This window comes from Rhizohabitans arisaemae, assembly GCF_025996515.1.
Lineage (GTDB): Bacteria > Actinomycetota > Actinomycetes > Streptosporangiales > Streptosporangiaceae > Rhizohabitans > Rhizohabitans arisaemae.
Window position 1 is genome coordinate 891,900 of record NZ_BLRH01000035.1, and the last position, 17,790, is coordinate 909,689.

Consider the following 17,790-nt stretch of genomic DNA (forward strand, 5'->3'; position numbering starts at 1 on the left):
AGCGGCGATCGAGTTCCTTGGCCGACGTGGACCGGCTTACGTCCGGACCGCAGACGCCGGATCCTTGCGACCATCGCGGTACGGCAACGGGAAGCCACCCTGCCTGCGCGGGTGCGGCGGTATGTCACATTCATGGGCTTGCTTTCCCTCGTATGGGGTGAGGACCGGGAAGGCAAGGAGGAAACGGATATGCCAAAGGAGATCACGGTTGTCGGGGGAGGGCTGGCGGGGCTGGTGGCGGCCATCGCGTGCGCCGAGGCCGGGGCGCGGGTCACGCTGCATGAGGCCCACGCCACGTTCGGCGGGCGAGGCCGGGCGACCGCCGCGCCGTACATCGCCCATGAGGGGGCACACGTCTTCTACGCAGACGGCCCGCACTGGAGCTGGCTCACCTCGCGGGGCCTGACGGGTCCGCTCGGCAGGCCGCCGCTCCGGGACGCCGTACGGATGGGATTCCTGCACGGCGGCCGGATGCGCCGCCTCCCGCCCGCCGGGTTCCTCCGCCTGATGGCGGGGCGGGGCAGGAAAGCCCCCGTCGACGAGGACTTCTTCACCTGGGTTTCCAGGACCCACGGTGCGGAGACGGCCAGGGTGGCCGCCAACGCGATCGGCGTCGTCACCTACGACGCCGACACCGGGCGTCTGTCGGCCGCCTTCGTGTGGGAGTTGCTGCGGCGGGTGTTCGCGCCGGCTCCGCCCGCCGTCCGATGGGTGATCGGAGGCTGGCAGGCCGTCGTCGGCAGGCTTGTCGACCGGGCCCGCGAGCTCGGGGTCCGCCTGGAACCGAACTCCCGGGTGACCGAGCTTCCCGGTGGGCCGGTGATCGTGGCGACCGAGCTGGCCTCGGCCCGGGTGCTCCTCGGCGATGCGTCGCTGACCTGGGAGAGCGGGAACTGTGCGATGCTCGACCTGGCCGTCCGCCGGGACTCGCGGGACCGTTTCATCTGCTTCGACCTCGACGGCGGCGGCTTCCACGAAAGCTATTCGATGCAGGATCCGACGGTCGCGCCGGAGGGGGAGTCACTGTTCCAGATCGACATGCCGGTCCGCCGGGACGAGGGCAGGACGGACGCCCGGAGGCGGGTGGAGGAGCTCGCCGACCTGACGGTCCCCGGCTGGCGGGAGCGGACGACCTGGCGGCGGTCGGGGTTCTCCAAGGGTCGTACCGGAGCTCTGGACCTGCCGGGATACACCTGGCGGGACCGTCCCGCGATCGACCGCGGCGACGGCGTGTTCCTGGCGGGTGACATGGTGGCGGCGCCCGGTATGCGCGGTGAGATCTCCGTCAACAGTGCGATCAAGGCGGCCGAGGGGGCGGTGCGTGCGGCGGCGGGCAAGGTCGGGGCGGCGCCGTGACCACGGCCCACGACGTCTTCCAGGCTCACCGGAACCTGCTGTTCAGCCTCGCCTACGACATTCTGGGCAGTGTCGCCGACGCCGAGGACACGGTTCAGGAGACCTGGCTGCGCTGGTCCGGGGTGGACCATGCCGGGGTAGGCAACCCGCGCGCCTACCTGGTGCGGATCACCACCCGCCTGGCGCTGGACCAGGTGACGCGTGCCCGTTCGGCCCGGGAGGACTACGTCGGTCCCTGGCTGCCCGAACCGCTGTGGACCGAGCGGCCGGAGAGCGGCGGGGACCCGGCCGAGGACGTCGTCCGCGCCCAGACCGTCGCCTTCGGCTTGATGGTGGTGCTGGAGACCCTGTCGCCGCTGGAACGCGCGGCGTTCGTGCTGCGGGAGGCGTTCGGGTTCGAGCATTCCGAGATCGCCGTCATCCTCGCCCGGTCACCCGCCGCCGTTCGCCAGCTCGTCCATCGCGCCCGTGAGCACGTTCAGGCCCGCCGCCCCCGGTTCGCCGCGGAGCGGGCCGTCGCGCAGGCCGCCGCGGAACGTTTCCTGGACGCGGCGCTCGGCGGCAGTTTCGACGGCCTGATGGAGGTTCTCGCCCCCGACGTCACGCTCTGGTTCGACGGCGGGGGACAGGTCCGTACGGCGCTGCGGCCGATCCGGGGGAACGACAAGGTGAGCCGTCTGCTCGCCGTCGTGGCCCGGACCGACCGGCCCCTGGACGTCCGCTGGTCGCGGGGCGACGGCCCGCCGACCGCGCTGATGCTGGCCGACGGGACGCCGCTCGGCGTGCTCACCGTGGTCACCACTCCGGGCGGGGAGCTGATCAGGGAGGTTTACGGGCTCCTCAACCCGGCCAAGCTCACGCACCTCCGGCCGGCGGAGTGATCGCGCACCCCGATCCCGTCGGTGAACGTCGCCGTGGGAGCCGGGGGTGGGCGGCGGAAACCTCCGTGGATTCCGGCGATGCGTCTTCGGGTGGGCGGCTTCCCGTCTATTACCGCATACACGGTCGATGACATGCGGAAAATCGGCAAACTAACGAACTTGCGTTCGATCATGTTATGAACGTATGTTCGATCCGAAGTCTACAGCCGTGCCTCTCCCCCGGAGGCGATTCGTGCGCCTGGGGAGAGTGACCATGAACGGGTGGACCGCCGACAACCGTGCTGATGCTGACGCGACGGCCGAACCGCTGGGCGAGGAGGAGACGTGAGCAGAGTGTACGGAGACCCCATCGAGGCATGGACCCGGGACGGACGGCCGGACCGGTTCCTCTGGCGCGATCGCCTCTACACGGTGGAACGGGTGCTCGATCACTGGGTGACCTCCCGCCAGTGGTGGAAGACCACCGAGACCGACCTGGGGGAGCGCCGGTTCTGGCGGGTCGAGGCGACCCCGGACCGGGAGGTCGGGGTCTACGAGCTGCGGTACGACACCGCGAGCAACGGCTGGCTGATGCTGCGGGTCTGGGACTGAGCGGTGCGCCCGTTCACCCATCTGCACGTCGCCTCCGCCTACTCGCTCCGGTACGGCGCCGCGTTTCCGGCGGCCCTCGCCGCGCGGGCGGCCGAGCTCGGCATGGACGCCCTGGCGCTGACGGACCGCGACGGGATCTACGGCGCGGTCAAGCACGTCCAGGCCTGCGTGAAAGCCGGTATCCGGGCGATCGTCGGCGTCGACCTGGTGCTGGCGGACGATTCCGCGCCGGGGAAGCCGGCGAGGGTCACCCTGCTGGCCAAACCCGGCGGGTGGGGCGCGCTCTGCCGGGTGGCCAGCGCGGCCCATCTGGGGCAGGCCGGCGCCCGGGGCGCCCCCGCGGTGACCCGTGAGTCGATCGCGGAGCAGGCGCAGGGGGAGCTGGTCCTCTTGCTCGGCCGGGGGTCGGACGTCGGGCGGGCGGTGGCCGAGCATCGGTTCGACGACGCGCGGGACCTGTTCCGGCGCTGGCGTGAAGCGGTCCCGGACCTCGCCGTGGAGGTCGTCGACCAGTACGGCTACCGCGAGGCGAGCACGGCGGCCCGGATGCTCGCCTTCGCCGACCGGGTGCGCGCCAAGGCCGTACTCACCAATCAGGTGCGGTATGCGGATCCGCAGGACGCGCCGGTCGCGGACGTCCTGGACGCGGCGCGGCGGCTGGCGCCGCTGCACCCCCGGCATCTGGATCAGAGCACGTCGCACGCCTATCTGAAGAGCGGGAAGGAGATGCTGGAGGTCGCGGAGCGGATCTGCGGGCCGGACCGGGCGGCGATCGGCCGGTTGCTGCACACCACCCGCGAGGTCGCGGAGGGCTGCGTGCTCGACCCGGACGACGTGCTGGCGATGCGCGTGGGCCGGGTCCACCTGCCGGAGGTCGGCCGGGATCCGGTGCCGCTCCTGCGCAACCACTGCGAGGACGGACTGATCCGCCGAGGTATGGAACGATCCAAAACGACACGGGCCCGGCTTGAGGACGAGCTGCGCGTCATCGAGCGGAAGAACCTATCCGGATATTTCATCGTCATCGCGGAAATCGCCAGCATGATTCGGCACATCCCGGTCCGCTGCGCCATCCGCGGATCCGGCGCGGGCAGCCTGGTCAACCACCTGATCGGCATCAGCGAGGTGAACCCGATCGAGCACGGCCTGCTCATGGAGCGCTTCCTCTCCGACGGCAGGATCGGGCTCCCCGACATCGACCTCGACGTGGAGTCCGCCGCGCGGCTCGACTGCTATCGGGCGATCTACGAGCGGTACGGCGAGACGCGGATGGCCTGCGTCTCGATGATGGAGACCTATCGGGCCCGCAGCGCGATCCGGGACGTCGGCGCGGGGGTGGGCCTGCCGCCGCACGAGATCGATGTGATCGCCAAGGCGTTCCCGCACATCCGGGCACGGCAGATCCGGGCCGCGCTGAACGACCTGCCCGAGCTGCGGGCGAGTGGGCTGGACCAGGCACAGCTGCGTCAGGTGTTCGCCCTGGCGGAGCGGCTCGACGGGCTGCCCCGGCACATCGCCATGCATCCGTGCGGGGTGCTGGTCGGCAACGGCGGGCTGCGGGACCGCACGCCGGTGCAGCACAGCCTGATGGGTTTCCCGATGAGCCAGTTCGACAAGGACGACGTGGAGGAGGCCGGTCTGCTCAAACTGGACGTCCTCGGGGTACGGATGCAGTCGGCCATCGCCTACACGCTCTCGGAGATCTCCAGGGTGGACGGGGTGACGGTGGATCCGGACGCGGTGCCCCGGGACGACGCCGCGACCTACGACATGATCTGCTCGGGCCGTACCCTGGGCTGCTTCCAGATCGAGTCGCCGGGTCAGCGGGAGCTGGTGGCCAAGCTGGAGCCCCGGACCGTCCACGATCTGATCGTCGACATCTCGCTGTTCCGCCCCGGACCGGTCAACTCCGACATGGTCACCCCGTATCTGGAGACCCGGCACGGCTGGCGTGTCGCGAAATATCCGCATGAAAGTCTGCGGGAGGCGCTGGCCGAGACCCACGGGGTGGTCGTCTTTCACGAACAGGTTCTCCGGGTCGTCGACGCCGTCACCGGCTGCGGCCTCTCCCACGCGGAGAAGGTGCGCCGGACGCTGAGCGACCCGGACCGGCGCCAGGACGTCCGCCGCTGGTTCCTGGCGAACGCCCGGCCGGACTTCGACCCGGCGACGGTGGAGCGGGTGTGGACGATCCTGGAGGCGTTCGGCGCGTTCGGCTTCTGCAAGGCCCACGCCGCGGCCTTCGCCCTGCCCACCTACCAGTCCGCCTGGCTGAAACGGCACCACACCGCGGCCTTCTTCGCCGGGATCCTCACCCACGAGCCGGGGATGTACCCGCCGCGGGTCATCCTCGACGACGCCCGCCGATGCGGGGTGGAGATCCTCCCGCTCGACGTCAACCGGTCCGGCCGGAACTGGGAGGTGGAGAAACGCCCGACCCCGGACGGACCCGTCTACGGCCTGCGGGTTCCGCTGTCCGCGGTGAAGGGGGTCTCCGACGCCGAAGTCGAGCGGATCACGGCGGGCCGCCCGTACACCTCCCTCGCCGACTTCTGGGCGCGGGCGCGGCCGTCCCGCCCCGTCGCCGAACGCGTCGTCGAGGTGGGGGGAGCCGACGGCCTGTACGGGCTGAGCCTGGCCGGTCCCCGCTGGCGCCCGGGGCGCCTGACCAGGCGCGATCTGATCGCCCAGGTGGGGGCGCTGGCGCGGGGGCCGTCGGGGGCGGGGGCGCAGATGCCCCTGGAGTTCACCGAGCGCATCGAGCCGGGGGAGCTGCCGGAGATGACCGAGGCCGAGGCGGTCCGGGCGGAGCTGGAGATCCTGGGGATGGACGTCAGCCGGCACGTGGTCGGGTTCCACGAGGAGCTGCTCGCGGAGCTCGGCGTCGTCCGCTCCCGCGACCTGCTGCGCTGCCGGAACAACTCCTCGATCCTGGTCGCCGGGGTCAAGGTCGCCACCCAGACGCCCGCGGTGCGCTCCGGGCAGCGGGTGATTTTCGTGACGCTGGACGACTCGACCGGGCCGGTCGACCTGACGTTCTTCGAGTCGGTCCAGGGGGCCTGCGCCGCCACGGTGTTCGGGTCCTGGCTGCTGGTGGCGAGGGGGGTGGTCCGCCGTACCGGCGCTCGGGCGGTCTCCCTGCGCGCCGAGGCGTGCTGGGACCTTCCGGCGCTTGAGGAGCTCCGCGCCGCCGAGGGGCCGGACGCGGTGCGGAGCCTGGTACGGCGTGCGCCCGCAACCCGCGACGGGGGCGTCGGCGGCCGGGCGATCGAGTACGGCAACGGCTACCGGCTCTCGCCGTACGCAGACCTCGGGCCCGTTCCGTCTCCGGCGGCCGGCCTGGCGGCGAGCGTGCCGTCCGCCAGGCTCTGGCACGCCAGCCAGGGAAGCTCCGGGGACACCGGGCGCCGACAGTATTTACCTCGGCACTGATCCGGGGTTGCGGATTCTCGACGATCGGCTTTCTACATTCTTCGTTGTCCCGTTCAGCCGATCGAAAGTGAGACGCCATGAAGCCCTCCGCGCTTCTGATTCCCCTGATCGCAGCCGGTGTGGTCGCGGTGACAGCCGTCCCCGCCAACGCCGAGGTGAACTCCTTCAGAGTGACGGTGAACCCCGGTGAGGAGATCTTCGCCAGCGGTCCGCTCAAGAAGACGAAGGACTCGCTCGGCGCGGTCCTGGTGAAGCTGGAGGAGAACGCCGCCAACGCCGAGGTGAAGGTCGGCAACTGCAAGGGCAAGTACCTCGGTGCCGCCGCCATCGTGGCGAACGACCACCGGCCGGCCGTCGCCGCCGCCCAGATCCCCACCGGCCAGTGCGTCAGGCTCAAGGTGAAGAACAACGGCACGGCTCCCACGGTCTTCGCCGGTACCTGGTCCTTCTGAGCGACCCGTCCCCGCGAGGGCCTGTGACCGGGCCCTCGCGGTCGGCCGTACTTCGCGGGTATCCGGCGGATGCGCGGGCGGGATGCGCTCCGACCTGTTACTAATGGGGCAACGTCAGATCGGTAACGGGGTCCGTCATGCGCCGTGGGGCGATTGCCGCTGCTCTGTGTGTCGCGCTGGCGGCATGCTCCGTCGTCTCGCGGCCCCAGGTCGGCGGGACCGGCCCGGCGCCGCCGTCGGCGACCGTCGCCGATCGGGGCGGGCCGCAGCCCGCCGTGGCCGAGGCGGAGGCGGAGCGGATCGCCCGGCGCTATCTGGAGGTCGCGGGCGAAGCCGACCTGCGTAGGGACCAGCGGCTGCTCGCCCAGGTGGAGGGCGGTACGGCGCTCGCCGTGCACAGTGCCCTCTACCGGATTCTCCCCAGGCCCGGCCGGATCCCCGGCGATGTGACGGACCGGTTCCTGATCCCCAAGTTCACCGGGTATCCGCGGTGGTTCGTCGCGGAGGGCCGGGGGCATGCCGCCGTGTTCGTCCGGCGGTCGCCGGGCGCGCCGTGGCTGGTCCGCCATCGGGTCACCCTGCAGGGGCCGCTGCCGCGGGTCAAACGGGATCGGGACGGATACGCCGTCCAGCCCCGGGAGGTTCCGGACCCGGCCGTCGACCACGCCCAGCTGATCACCCGCGGCGGATGCGGCGATCTCTGTACGGCGCTCCGCCGCCACCACCGCCTGTTCGCCGGCGCGCGCTGGCGGGCACGGGTGCAGATCCGGCCGGGGCAGGAGCGCTACGCGCTGCGTACGGCCGACGGCGGTTCGCTCGTCTGGTACTTCCTCGATCACTCGTTCACGGCGGTCAGAGGCGAAGGCGGTCACCCGGTCACGATGGAGCAGGAGGCGGCCCGCATGCTCGGCGTCGCCGAGCTCACCCGCAGGATGGACTGGCGGTCGAGCTACCAGGCCGTCGCCCACGCCGGCCGGGGGCGGACGCTCTGGCTCGGCCTGGAGCTGCCCGGCTGGGTGAGCGTCACCGGGCGGTGACCCGGGGCGTCACCGCAGGCCCCGCCGACCGGCCCCGGCGGGTACGTCGAGGCGGACGGTGGAGTCGGTGGTCATCTGCTGGGCCCGGGTGATCTCCCAGATCGTCGCCCCGCACAGCAGCGCGGAGACCAGGACCGAGGCGGCCTGCGCGTGGCCGGTCCCGGTCAGCAGCGGGCCACGGGAGAACACCAGCGTCCAGACCGTCACCAGGCAGCTCGCCCACCAGCAGGTGAGCAGGGTGAGCCAGGGGGCGAGGGTGAGGCGCCGGGGGGAGGAGCTGCCCCGCCAGACGTCGTGGACGATCAGGGGCGGCAGGACCAGGTTGACCAGCGGGACGAACCACACCGCGATCGCCCATCCCCGGCTGAACCGCGGCCTGGTCAGCCCGTACACCTCGATGGTCTGCCTGGCCCGCCACAGCCAGCCCAGGTAGGACCCGGCGGTGGTGAGGGCGATTCCGGTCGCCAGCAGGACAAGCAGGGCGAAGACCGTGACGGCCCCGACGACGGGGTTACCTTCCGATTCCCTGGGCATACCGCCCATGGCGGCGATCTCTCGCATCAACGTCTGGCCACGGGTGGCCTCGAAGATCGCGAGAGCGGTGACCGCCAGGACGTTCGAAACCAGTAAAACGCAGGTCCACATGGCAGGCCGAACCGGCGCACTTGGCGCATAGCGCATGATGTCTCCCCCCGCATGCGCTTGATCACAGACAGTGCCTACATATCCCGGGGTTGGACACTCCTAACCCAAGATCGTTCCATCTCTGTGACCGGTAACGGGGGCGTAGTACCGGTTCAGGTGACGAATCCGGACTCCCAGGCCCATGCCGCGACCTCCACCCGGTTCCGTACGCCGAGTTTGGTCTGGATGCTGCCGAGGTGGGTCTTGACGGTGGACAGCGAGACGAAGAGCTCGGCGGCGACCTCCTGGTTGGTACGGCCCCGCGCGACCAGCCGGACCACGTCCAGCTCGCGCTCGGTGAGCGGTTCGGCCGGGGCCCGTCCGTGCCCGGTCGTCGAGGGTTTGGCCAGATGCTCCAGGAGCCGTACGGTCACCGACGGCGAGACCAGGGCGTCTCCGCCCGCGGCGGCCCGGATCGCCTCGATCAGCAGGGTGGGCCCGCTGTCCTTGAGCAGGAAGCCGCACGCTCCCGCGCGCAGCGCGCCGTACACGTATTCGTCGAGGTCGAACGTGGTGACGATGACCACGCGGAACGGCTGGGCCACCCCGGGGCCGGCCAGGATCCGGGTGACCTCTATTCCGTCGAGCCGGGGCATCCGGATGTCGAGCAGGCACACGTCCGGTCTGAGCCGCCGCGCGTGCTCGACGGCCTCCGCCCCGTCGGCCACCGACGCGACGACCTCGATGTCCGGCTGGGCATCCAAGATCATTTTAAAGCCGGTGCGAACAAGCTGCTGGTCGTCGGCGATGAGAACCCGAATCGTCACATAGGTGATTCTGTCACCTCGAAAAAGGGGGCAGTCCGTACTAATCAGCCATTCGGCTGACCCGTCGGCCATCGGATAGCACCACCGGCCGATCCGGTGACGGCCTTGCGACACCCATGATCGGTCGTATGAGTGAAGACGTGCTGTCCGGCATCGGCCTGGTCAAGAGATTCGGGGAGACCGTCGCCCTCGGCGGCGTCGGCCTGCAGGTCGCCCGAGGCGAGGCCGTGGCGATCATGGGCCCGAGCGGGTCGGGAAAATCCACCCTCCTGCACTGCCTGGCGGGGATCACCCGACCCGACGCCGGCCGGGTCCACCTGCTCGGACAACGCATCGACACGATAGGGGAGCGGCGCCGCAGCGAGCTGCGGAGAACCCGGTTCGGCTTCGTCTTCCAGTTCGGCCAGCTCCTCCCCGAACTCCCCGCCGAGGAGAACGTCGCCCTCCCCCTCATGCTGGGCGGGATGCCCCGGACCAAGGCGGTCGGGCGGGCCCGGGACTGGTTCGGCCCACTCGGGCTCACCGGTAAGGAGCGGCGACGACCCGGTGAACTGTCCGGCGGCGAGGCACAGCGGGTCGCGATCGCCCGGGCGCTCGTCACCGAGCCGGCCGTGGTCTTCGCCGACGAGCCCACCGGCGCACTCGACCAGGCCACCGGCCACACCGTGATGGGGCTGCTCGTCGACTCCACCAGGAAAGGCGGGGCCTCGCTGGTCGTCGTCACCCACGACCCGGAGGTCGCGCGCTGGTGCGACCGCGTCGTCGAGGTACGCGACGGACTCCTGCGCGGCGCCGCCGGCGCGGAGGCCGGCCGGTGAGCGCGCTCCTCAGACTGAACGTCCGGCTGCTGCGCGGCGGCGGGCGGGGCGGCCTGCTCGGCAGCGGCCTGACCCTCGTCGCCGTCGCGGTCGCCACCACCCTGCTGCTCTTCTCCGTCTCGGTCAACGTCGCGTTCGCCGACCGGGCCGCCCGCGAAACGTGGCGCAACCCGGCCCCCGCCGAGAGCGGCGCCCGGGTGATCCAAGCCGTCGGCACCGAGTTCGCCGGCGGCAAGCCGATCGTCGTGGTCGACCTCGCCGCACTCGACCCCGGCGCCCCCGCGCCGCCCGGACTGCCCCGGTTCCCCCGGCCAGGGGAGGTATGGCTCTCCTCCGCGCTCGCCGAACTGGCGGCAGAGCTCCCCGCCGACCGGCTCGCGGCCAGATTCCCCGGCGAACGGGCGGGTACCGTCGGGGACGACGCGCTCATCCACCCGGACGAGCTCGTCGCCGTGCTCGGGCATCGGCCCGGCGCCCCCGCCGTGACCGCCGAGCGGCCGCCCGGCCCCGACCTCACCTCCGTCTCCCCGACTCCGATCAAGGACTTCGCCGGTACGGAGACCCGGCTCGCGGTGAACTACCGGATTCTCGCCGCCGTCGCCGCCGTACTCATGATCGTCCCGCTGCTGGTCTTCGGCGGCGCCGCGGCCCGGCTCACGGTCGCGCGCCGCGACGCCAGACTCGCCGCGCTCCGCCTCGTCGGGGCCACCCCCGGCCAGGTCGTCGGCATGACCGTGGCCGAAGCCGTGGTCACCGCGCTGGCCGGCTCGGCGGTCGGCACCGTCCTGTACACCGTGGCGATCCCGGTACTCGCCCGGATCGAGATCGCCGGTGGGGGCTGGTACGCGGCGGACCTCTGGCCGGGGATCCCGATCGTCGCCGCGGTGCTGTTCGCCGTACCGCTGCTCGTCGGGCTCAGTGCGGCGATCGGGCTCCGCCAAGTCGTGGTGAGCCCACTCGGGGTGGCCAGACGGCACACGCCGCCCGCCCTGCGCGTGATCCGGGTCCTGGCCTTCGTCACGGCGCTGCTGGTCGTACCCTTCATGAGCCCGGAGGTCGGGGTCGGCGTCATCCTCACCGTGATCGGCCTGGTCTTTCTGGCGATCAACCTCGTCGGCCCGTGGGTGGTGGCGCTGATCGGCCGGATCACCGCCGCGGTCGCCCGGCGGCCCGCGGGACTCCTCGCGGCCAGGAGGCTCGTGGACGACCCGCGGTCCGCCTGGCGGACGGTGAGCGGGGTCGCCCTCACCGGGTTCGTCGCCGGTTTCGTCAGCCTGCTCAGCCCCGACCCGAGCGCGTTCACCCGCGACACCCCCGGCGACCGGCTGGAACTCACCGTGCCCGCCGCACAGGCGGCCGGCACGGCCGACGCCGCCCGCCGGAGACTGGCCCAGGCGGGGGTGCGGGCCACGGTGACGGCGGAGGACACCCGGCTCCAGGGCGCCGACCGGGTCGCGACCGTCGTCGCGACGGTGAGCGGAGGCGGCGACGAGGCGCTGGACCGTGGCCGGACCGCCCTGCGCGACCTCGTCCCCGGACAGCCCCCGCAGGCGAGCCGGGACCGCGACGCGCAAGCCGTCTCCCTCTTCACCGACATCCGCACCGGGACCGTCGTGGTACTCGCCGTGTCGTTCCTCGTCGCCGTCGCCGGAGCCGGGATCACCGCCGCCTCCACCATCTTGGACCGGCGCCGGACGTACGCGCTGCTCCGCCTGGCCGGAACCCCCCTGGAGGTCCTCGATCGGGCCAGACGGTCCGAAACCATGATCCCCCTCACGATCATGGGCGGCGGGGCGATCCTCACCGGACTGTTCGTCGCGGCGCCGTTCGCGACGCAGGTCGGGCTGAATCCCGGCGGCCTCGTCACCCTCGCGATCTGCGTGAGCCTGGGCGTCGCCGGGGTGATCGGCGCCGGCGCGCTCACCAGGCCCCTCCTCAAATCCGTGACCGAGAACCCGGCCCCCCGCCCCGACTGACCGCTGCCGGTACGGGGCAAAGCCCGAGGTCGTCCCGGGGAGCCGCTCGCGCCGCGTCCGGCGGGGGCCGCACCCGGAACCGGTTCGTGCCGCCCTTCGCGCGGCACGAACCATCCGCAATCGATGTCGGCTGGGAAGAGCGCGATGCCGGTGTGGGGGACGGCAGGATAGGTTGACGTGTCCGAGGCGGCGGTGCTCGGTTTCGTGGTCGCCGGGCAGATGATTCCGCGTGAAGGGGCTCGGATGAGTGTTGACCTTTGGACACCAGGCACCACGGTGTCGACCGGGCGCCTGCTGCTGCGGCCGTGGGAGGAAGGGGACGTCGAGGACTGCTGGGCGGCCGTCCACGGGGACCCCGAGATCGGCCGCTGGATGCCGTGGGCCGAGGACTACACCGTGGAGACCGCGCGGGACTGGTGCACCGTGCACGCGCACGCCAATCCGCGCACCTCGCTGAACTTCGCGATCGTCCCCCAGGATCGGTCCGGCTCCGCCCCGGTGGGGGGCCCGGCGGTCGGCTCGATCGGGCTGACCCGCTTCGCCGCCATGGCGCGCGTCCCCACCGTGGAGATCGGCTACTGGCTGGCCGCCCCGGCGCGGGGCCGGGGCTACATGTACGAGGCGGTCGGCGCGCTGTCCGTGTACGCCTTCGAGACCGGGGCCGAGCGGGTGGAGATCCTGGCCGCGTCCGGCAACGAAGCCTCGCAGCGGGTCGCGCTGAAGTGCGGTTTCACCCGGGAGGGGACGCTCCGCGGCGCCGGGCGGGTCACCGGGGGAGTCGTCGATCTCGTGGTGTTCGGCCTGCTCCCCGGGGAGACGCCGTGACCGGGTGCGCCGACGTCGATCTGCGGCACCACGGCGACACCGAAGTGGGTCCGGGCCTGACGGACCTCGCGGTCAACGTACGGCCGGACACCCCGCCACGTTGGCTCGCCGACCTGCTGCGGGAGTCGATCTCCGAGCTGTCCGCCTACCCAGACCAGCGTGCCGCGCGGGCCGCGGTGGCCGCCCGGCACGGCCGTACCGCCGGCGAGGTGCTGCTTACCGCGGGGGCCGCGGAGGCGTTCGTGCTGCTCGCTCGGGTGCTGCGGCCGGAACGGGCCGTGGTGGTGCATCCGCAGTTCACCGAACCCGAGGCGGCGCTGCGCGCGGCCGGCCACCGGGTGGACCGGGTGCTCCTCCATCCCGGCCGTTTCCTCCTCGACCCGGCCGCGGTCCCGGCGGACGCCGATCTCGTGGTCGTCGGCAACCCCACCAACCCGACCTCGGTCCTCCATCCCGCCGAGGCGGTCGCCGCCCTGGCCCGGCCCGGCCGGACCCTCGTGGTGGACGAGGCTTTCGCGGACTGCGTCCCGGGGGAGACCGAGAGCCTGGCCGACCGGGGTGACCTGCCGGGGCTTGTGGTGGTCCGCAGTCTCACCAAGACCTGGGGGCTGGCGGGGCTGCGGATCGGATACCTGCTCGCCGAACCCGCCCTCGTCGCGGAGCTGACAGGGGTCCAGCCGCTCTGGGCGGTGTCCACTCCCGCGCTGCTCGCGGCGCAGGCCTGTTCGGCACCGCACGCGGTCGCCGAGGCGGAGGAGTGGGCTGTGTCCCTCGCCGCGGATCGCGCCCACCTCGTGGCGACGTTGGCCGAGGCGGGGGCCGAGGTCGTGCCCGATCCGCGAGCCTCCTTCGTCTGCGTTCGCCTCCCCGGGGCGGACAAGGTACGGCTGGCGCTGCGGGATCGCGGCTTCGCGCTTCGCCGGGGGGACACCTTCCCCGGTCTCGGCCAGGATTGGCTGCGTATCGCCGTACGCGACAAACAGACCACGGACCGGCTTGCCGCCGCGCTCGCGAACGTGCTCTGACCCATCTCCCCGAAGGAAGTGACCCGTGGTGGAAACGACCCTGCTCGACGAGACCCTCGCCCTCCTCAGCCCGCCGGACGGGCGGGCGGCGGAAGAGGCCCGGGCGCACCAGGACCGGCTGACCAAGCCGCGGGGCGCGCTGGGCGCCCTGGAGGACGTGTCGGTGCGGCTCGCCGGGATCGCGGGCGCGTGCCCGCCGCCGATGCCCGCCCCGGTGTCGCTCGCCATCTTCGCCGCCGACCACGGGGTGCACGCGCAGGGGGTGTCACCCTGGCCGCAGGAGGTGACCACCCAGATGGTGGCGAACTTCCTCGCGGGCGGGGCGGTGGCCAACTGCTTCGCCGCGCAGGTCGGCGCCGAGGTGATGGTGGTCGACGTCGGGGTTGCCGGTGACATGACCGGCATGTCAGGACTTGTCGCCCGTAAGATCGCGTACGGCACCGCGGACATGACCCAAGGGCCCGCGATGACCCTCGCCCAGGCCCGGGACGCGATCGAAGTCGGCATCACCGTCGCCCACGGGCTGATCGACCGGGGCAGCCGCTGCCTGATCACCGGGGACATGGGGATCGCCAACACCACGGCCTCGGCGGCGCTGATCGCCTGCCTGACCGGTAAGGACCCGGCCGAGGTCACCGGGCGTGGCACCGGAATCGACGACGCGGTGTACACACACAAGATCGAAATGGTCCGGCGCGCGCTCGTCGTCAACGGGCTCGACGGTGCCGGCTCCCGGGACGCGCTGCACGTCGTGGCCGCGGTCGGCGGGCTGGAGCACGCGGCGCTGGCCGGATACCTCCTCGGCGCGGCGAGCAGGCGGATCCCGGTCATCCTCGACGGGGTGATCGCCGGGGCGGCGGCGCTGGTCGCGTCCGCGTTCGCCCCCGTCGTCGCCGAGTACTGCGTGGCCGGACACCGCTCGGCCGAACCCGGGCACGCCGCCGCGCTCGACGTCCTCCGGCTCCGCCCCCTGGTCGACCTGGAACTCCGCCTTGGCGAAGGCACCGGCGGCCTCCTGGCGTACCCCCTGGTCAGCAGCGCGGTCCGGGTCCTGCACGACGTCGCCACCTTCGACTCCGCCGGCGTCACCGACAAGGACGCCCCCGCGTGACCTCCGGACGCCGCCTCCGGTCGGCGTCCCGGTGCACCACCCCACGGATCCTGTACGGGCACACCCGGCGAAACCGGCTACCCAGCCCGTACAGGATCGCCCACCTACGAGCATGTGAACTCGTATGCCTCCTTCGGGGAAGCCGGTTAGGAGAGAGCGCGTTGGCGGCTGGTGTGGCGGAGCCGGGGTCGGGCTAGAGTCGGGCGTGGAATGACCTTTTGACATGAGAAGAATCGCCCGTGATTCGCGCGACCGCTCGGATTCGTGCCAAGCTCGCAGCACTCCGGCTCAGAGAGAGCGTCACTCTCGGTCCCGTGCTTACCGATACGCAGGTCTCACAGTTCGAAGCCGACCACGGCATCCGGCTACCGGAGGAGTTCTGGTGGTTCGTGACCCGTATCGGTCACGGCGGATACGGCCCCGCCTGCGGATTACTGCCGATGGAGCGGTGGATATGCAGGGGAGCGGCGAAGAGAGGCGAAAGGCTCGACCAACCGTTTCCGGTGGATCCCGATCTGGAAGTTCCCACCAGCCTCGATATGCATGACGGGATTGTGGGTTCCTGTCCCGGTACCATCCAGGTCGCCGATGGTGGCTGCACCACCTACACACTGCTCGTTGTCACCGGGTCCGGTCGTGGGCGCCTGGTCGAGGATTACGGCGATCTGGCCGCTCCGCGATATTGCGCCGACTCCGACTTCCTTTCCTGGTACGAGCGCTGGCTGGACTTCGTCCTGGCGGGACACCGAAGTCTGACCTCGTTCTCCCACCAGATGGCCGGTGACGAAGACCGGCTTGTGGCCACGCTCCGGCACGACCCCAGCACGGCGCGGCGCCGCGCCGCCGCTTACACGTTCATCACTTACCCGGGTCCAAGTGACATGCTGGTCGGCAGTCTTCTTCAGGCTTTGGCGGCTGAGCCTCATCCGGCGGTCCGAGAGACGATTCTGCGCGCCCTTGCCGCACAGGACGAGGATGACCCTGAGCTGCCGACTGCGGCTCTTGCGGATCCGCATCCCCGCATTCGCTCCCTCGCGGCCGGCATGGTGGATTCGAGGACTCCGAATGTGCACAGCGGCCATTCACCGAGATGAGGGGCTCATGGTTGCCCCATAGCCCCGCCTATGCGAGTGAGACGCCGGGTCAGTGAGCGTGGTCGGCAGCCGCATCCGGCTGGGCGGCCTCATCCCGCGTCGTCCTGCACTCCCGACCGGACTCGATCAGGGAGGCGCAGGTTCGTGGTGTTTCTCCGGCCCCGCCGGGCTGGTGTGGTGGGAGCCGAGTGGGGTGTTCGGGGTGGACGATGCCGAGACTCGACAAGATCGAGACCATTATGTCGCCCGCAGTGTCTTGAATGGGGTCCTTCCAGGTCAGCGAGGAAACGCCCGTGGGGCCACATAGAGGCCAGCAACCTGTTTTGAGCCATCAAGGGCTCAGATGGCGCTATTTTTCTTGTCTGGTTACAAGTAGCCAAAAGGGTGCGTGAGGCCGGTCGACGACAACCGATAGGTTTACCCCATACCTAACGTGCGAGGCACACTTCGATGGGAGATCCTGCAATGCCGCCCTACCTGCTCGGTCTGCGCCTCCACGGGCGCCGGGTTCTCGTGGCCGGCGGTGGTCGGGTGGCCCAGCGGCGCGTGCCCACCCTGCTGGGAGCGGGCGCCGAGGTGCTCCTAGTCTCGCCCGAGGTGACGCCGGCGCTTGACGATCTCATCGCGGCCGGGCGCATCACCTGGCGCCGCAGGCCGTACCAGGCGGAGGACTGCGCCGGGGTGTGGCTGATCCAGGCGTGCACGGACGACCCCGTGGTCAACGACGAGATCGCCCAAGAGGCCGAGCGTCGGCACATCTGGTGTGTACGCGCCGACGACAAGGACGCCTCCGCCGCGTGGACCCCGGCGAGCGGCCAGGTCGACGAGATCGGGATCGGAGTGGTGGCCGGGGGCGATCCCCGTCGCTCCGCGGGTGTCCGGGACGCGATCGTCGAAGCGCTCAGGGACGGCACGGTGGACGCCAGGCGGGGCCGCGCCCGGCCGGTCGGCGTCGCCTTGGTGGGTGGGGGGCCCGGCGACCCCGGGCTGATCACCGTCCGCGGCAGGCAGCTGCTCGCCCAGGCCGACGTGGTCGTCGCCGACCGGCTCGCGCCCAGCGCGCTCCTGGACGAGCTGCCGCCCGACGTCGAGCTGATCGACGCGGCGAAGATCCCGTACGGGCGTTCGCTCGCCCAGGAGAAGATCAACGAGGTGATCGTCGACCGCGCGCTCGCGGGCAAGTTCGTGGTCCGTCTCAAGGGAGGCGATCCGTTCGTCTTCGGCAGAGGGGGCGAGGAGCTTGAGGCGTGCGCCGCGGCCGGGGTTCCGGTCGTCGTCGTCCCCGGTGTGACCAGCGCGATCGCCGTACCCGGATCCGCAGGGGTACCGGTGACCCATCGGGGGGTCACCCAGGAGCTGCACATCGTCTCCGCCCACGTGGCGCCGGGGGACCCGGCCTCCACCGTCGACTGGGCCGGACTGGCGCGATCGACGGGCACGCTGATCCTTCTCATGGCCGTCGAGCGCATTTCGGTCATCGCCTCAACATTGGTCCGGTACGGACGTTCTCCTGAGACTGCCGTAATGGTGGTACAGGACGGTACTCTTCCCACCCAGCGCACTCTCGTCGCGACGCTGTCCGATGTCGCGGAGCGGGTGAAATCGGCTGGAGTTCGACCTCCGGCGATCGTGGTCGTCGGTGATGTTGTCAGGGTCGGCCAGGAGATTGAAATGGTTCGAGCGGGGCAGATTCCGTGACATCTGCGGCCAAGAAGCCAGGACAGGCGAACTCGCCTGACGG

Annotated in this window: 15 protein-coding genes; 13 read left to right on the forward strand and 2 right to left on the reverse strand. The window is 71.4% G+C overall.

Annotated elements, in window-relative coordinates:
- Nucleotides 1–189: 189 nt before the first annotated feature.
- From RUR_RS26025 to RUR_RS26050, 6 genes are all read left to right on the forward strand, one after another.
- On the forward strand, nucleotides 190–1,356 hold the full coding sequence (locus tag RUR_RS26025) for an NAD(P)-binding protein (RefSeq protein WP_283137816.1): 1,167 nt from the start codon (nucleotides 190–192) through the stop codon (nucleotides 1,354–1,356).
- Nucleotides 1,353–2,237, forward strand: coding sequence for an RNA polymerase sigma factor SigJ (gene sigJ / locus RUR_RS26030; RefSeq protein WP_283137817.1), 885 nt, complete (start codon nucleotides 1,353–1,355; stop codon nucleotides 2,235–2,237). The genes RUR_RS26025 and sigJ overlap by 4 nt, the downstream gene beginning before the upstream one ends.
- Before the next feature lie 324 nt (nucleotides 2,238–2,561).
- Nucleotides 2,562–2,828, forward strand: a complete 267-nt coding sequence (locus tag RUR_RS26035; protein ID WP_283137818.1) for a DUF6504 family protein — start codon at nucleotides 2,562–2,564, stop codon at nucleotides 2,826–2,828.
- A 3-nt stretch (nucleotides 2,829–2,831) separates the two neighbouring features.
- Nucleotides 2,832–6,260 (forward strand): DNA polymerase III subunit alpha, encoded by a 3,429-nt coding sequence (locus RUR_RS26040; protein WP_283137819.1) that lies wholly within the window; start codon nucleotides 2,832–2,834, stop codon nucleotides 6,258–6,260.
- Nucleotides 6,261–6,337: 77 nt separating this feature from the next.
- Nucleotides 6,338–6,712, forward strand: coding sequence for a hypothetical protein (locus RUR_RS26045; protein ID WP_283137820.1), 375 nt, complete (start codon nucleotides 6,338–6,340; stop codon nucleotides 6,710–6,712).
- Nucleotides 6,713–6,849: 137 nt separating this feature from the next.
- Nucleotides 6,850–7,749 (forward strand): DUF8094 domain-containing protein, encoded by a 900-nt coding sequence (locus RUR_RS26050; RefSeq protein ID WP_283137821.1) that lies wholly within the window; start codon nucleotides 6,850–6,852, stop codon nucleotides 7,747–7,749.
- Between the two features lie 9 nt (nucleotides 7,750–7,758).
- Here RUR_RS26050 and RUR_RS26055 read toward each other — a convergent pair whose 3' ends face one another.
- Nucleotides 7,759–8,430: a DUF4328 domain-containing protein gene (locus tag RUR_RS26055; protein WP_283137822.1), complete on the reverse strand. Its 672-nt coding sequence runs from the start codon at nucleotides 8,428–8,430 to the stop codon at nucleotides 7,759–7,761.
- A gap of 116 nt (nucleotides 8,431–8,546) precedes the next feature.
- Nucleotides 8,547–9,200 carry a response regulator gene (locus RUR_RS26060; protein ID WP_283137823.1) on the reverse strand — a complete coding sequence of 218 codons (654 nt, stop codon included), beginning with the start codon at nucleotides 9,198–9,200 and terminating at the stop codon, nucleotides 8,547–8,549.
- A 128-nt stretch (nucleotides 9,201–9,328) separates the two neighbouring features.
- Here RUR_RS26060 and RUR_RS26065 point away from each other — a divergent pair, with 128 nt between their 5' ends.
- The 7 genes from RUR_RS26065 (at nucleotide 9,329) to cobA (ending at nucleotide 17,747) form a co-directional block, all read left to right on the forward strand.
- The gene (locus tag RUR_RS26065) at nucleotides 9,329–10,018 is read left to right on the forward strand and encodes an ABC transporter ATP-binding protein (RefSeq protein WP_283137824.1); all 690 of its coding nucleotides are present in this window, start codon (nucleotides 9,329–9,331) and stop codon (nucleotides 10,016–10,018) included.
- Nucleotides 10,015–11,994, forward strand: a complete 1,980-nt coding sequence (locus RUR_RS26070; protein WP_283137825.1) for an ABC transporter permease — start codon at nucleotides 10,015–10,017, stop codon at nucleotides 11,992–11,994. Before RUR_RS26065 ends, RUR_RS26070 begins: the two co-directional genes overlap by 4 nt.
- 243 nt (nucleotides 11,995–12,237) lie before the next feature.
- Nucleotides 12,238–12,819 carry a GNAT family N-acetyltransferase gene (locus RUR_RS26075; protein ID WP_283137826.1) on the forward strand — a complete coding sequence of 194 codons (582 nt, stop codon included), beginning with the start codon at nucleotides 12,238–12,240 and terminating at the stop codon, nucleotides 12,817–12,819.
- Nucleotides 12,816–13,844, forward strand: coding sequence for an Rv2231c family histidinol phosphate aminotransferase CobC (gene cobC, locus RUR_RS26080; protein ID WP_283137827.1), 1,029 nt, complete (start codon nucleotides 12,816–12,818; stop codon nucleotides 13,842–13,844). The genes RUR_RS26075 and cobC overlap by 4 nt, the downstream gene beginning before the upstream one ends.
- Nucleotides 13,845–13,869: 25 nt before the next feature.
- On the forward strand, nucleotides 13,870–14,955 hold the full coding sequence (gene cobT, locus RUR_RS26085; RefSeq protein ID WP_283137828.1) for a nicotinate-nucleotide--dimethylbenzimidazole phosphoribosyltransferase: 1,086 nt from the start codon (nucleotides 13,870–13,872) through the stop codon (nucleotides 14,953–14,955).
- Between the two features lie 314 nt (nucleotides 14,956–15,269).
- The gene (locus RUR_RS26090) at nucleotides 15,270–16,049 is read left to right on the forward strand and encodes an SMI1/KNR4 family protein (RefSeq protein ID WP_283137829.1); all 780 of its coding nucleotides are present in this window, start codon (nucleotides 15,270–15,272) and stop codon (nucleotides 16,047–16,049) included.
- Nucleotides 16,050–16,514: 465 nt separating this feature from the next.
- Entirely contained in the window at nucleotides 16,515–17,747 is a 1,233-nt protein-coding gene (cobA, locus tag RUR_RS26095) for a uroporphyrinogen-III C-methyltransferase (protein WP_283137916.1), read from the forward strand.
- Nucleotides 17,748–17,790 lie beyond the last annotated feature (43 nt).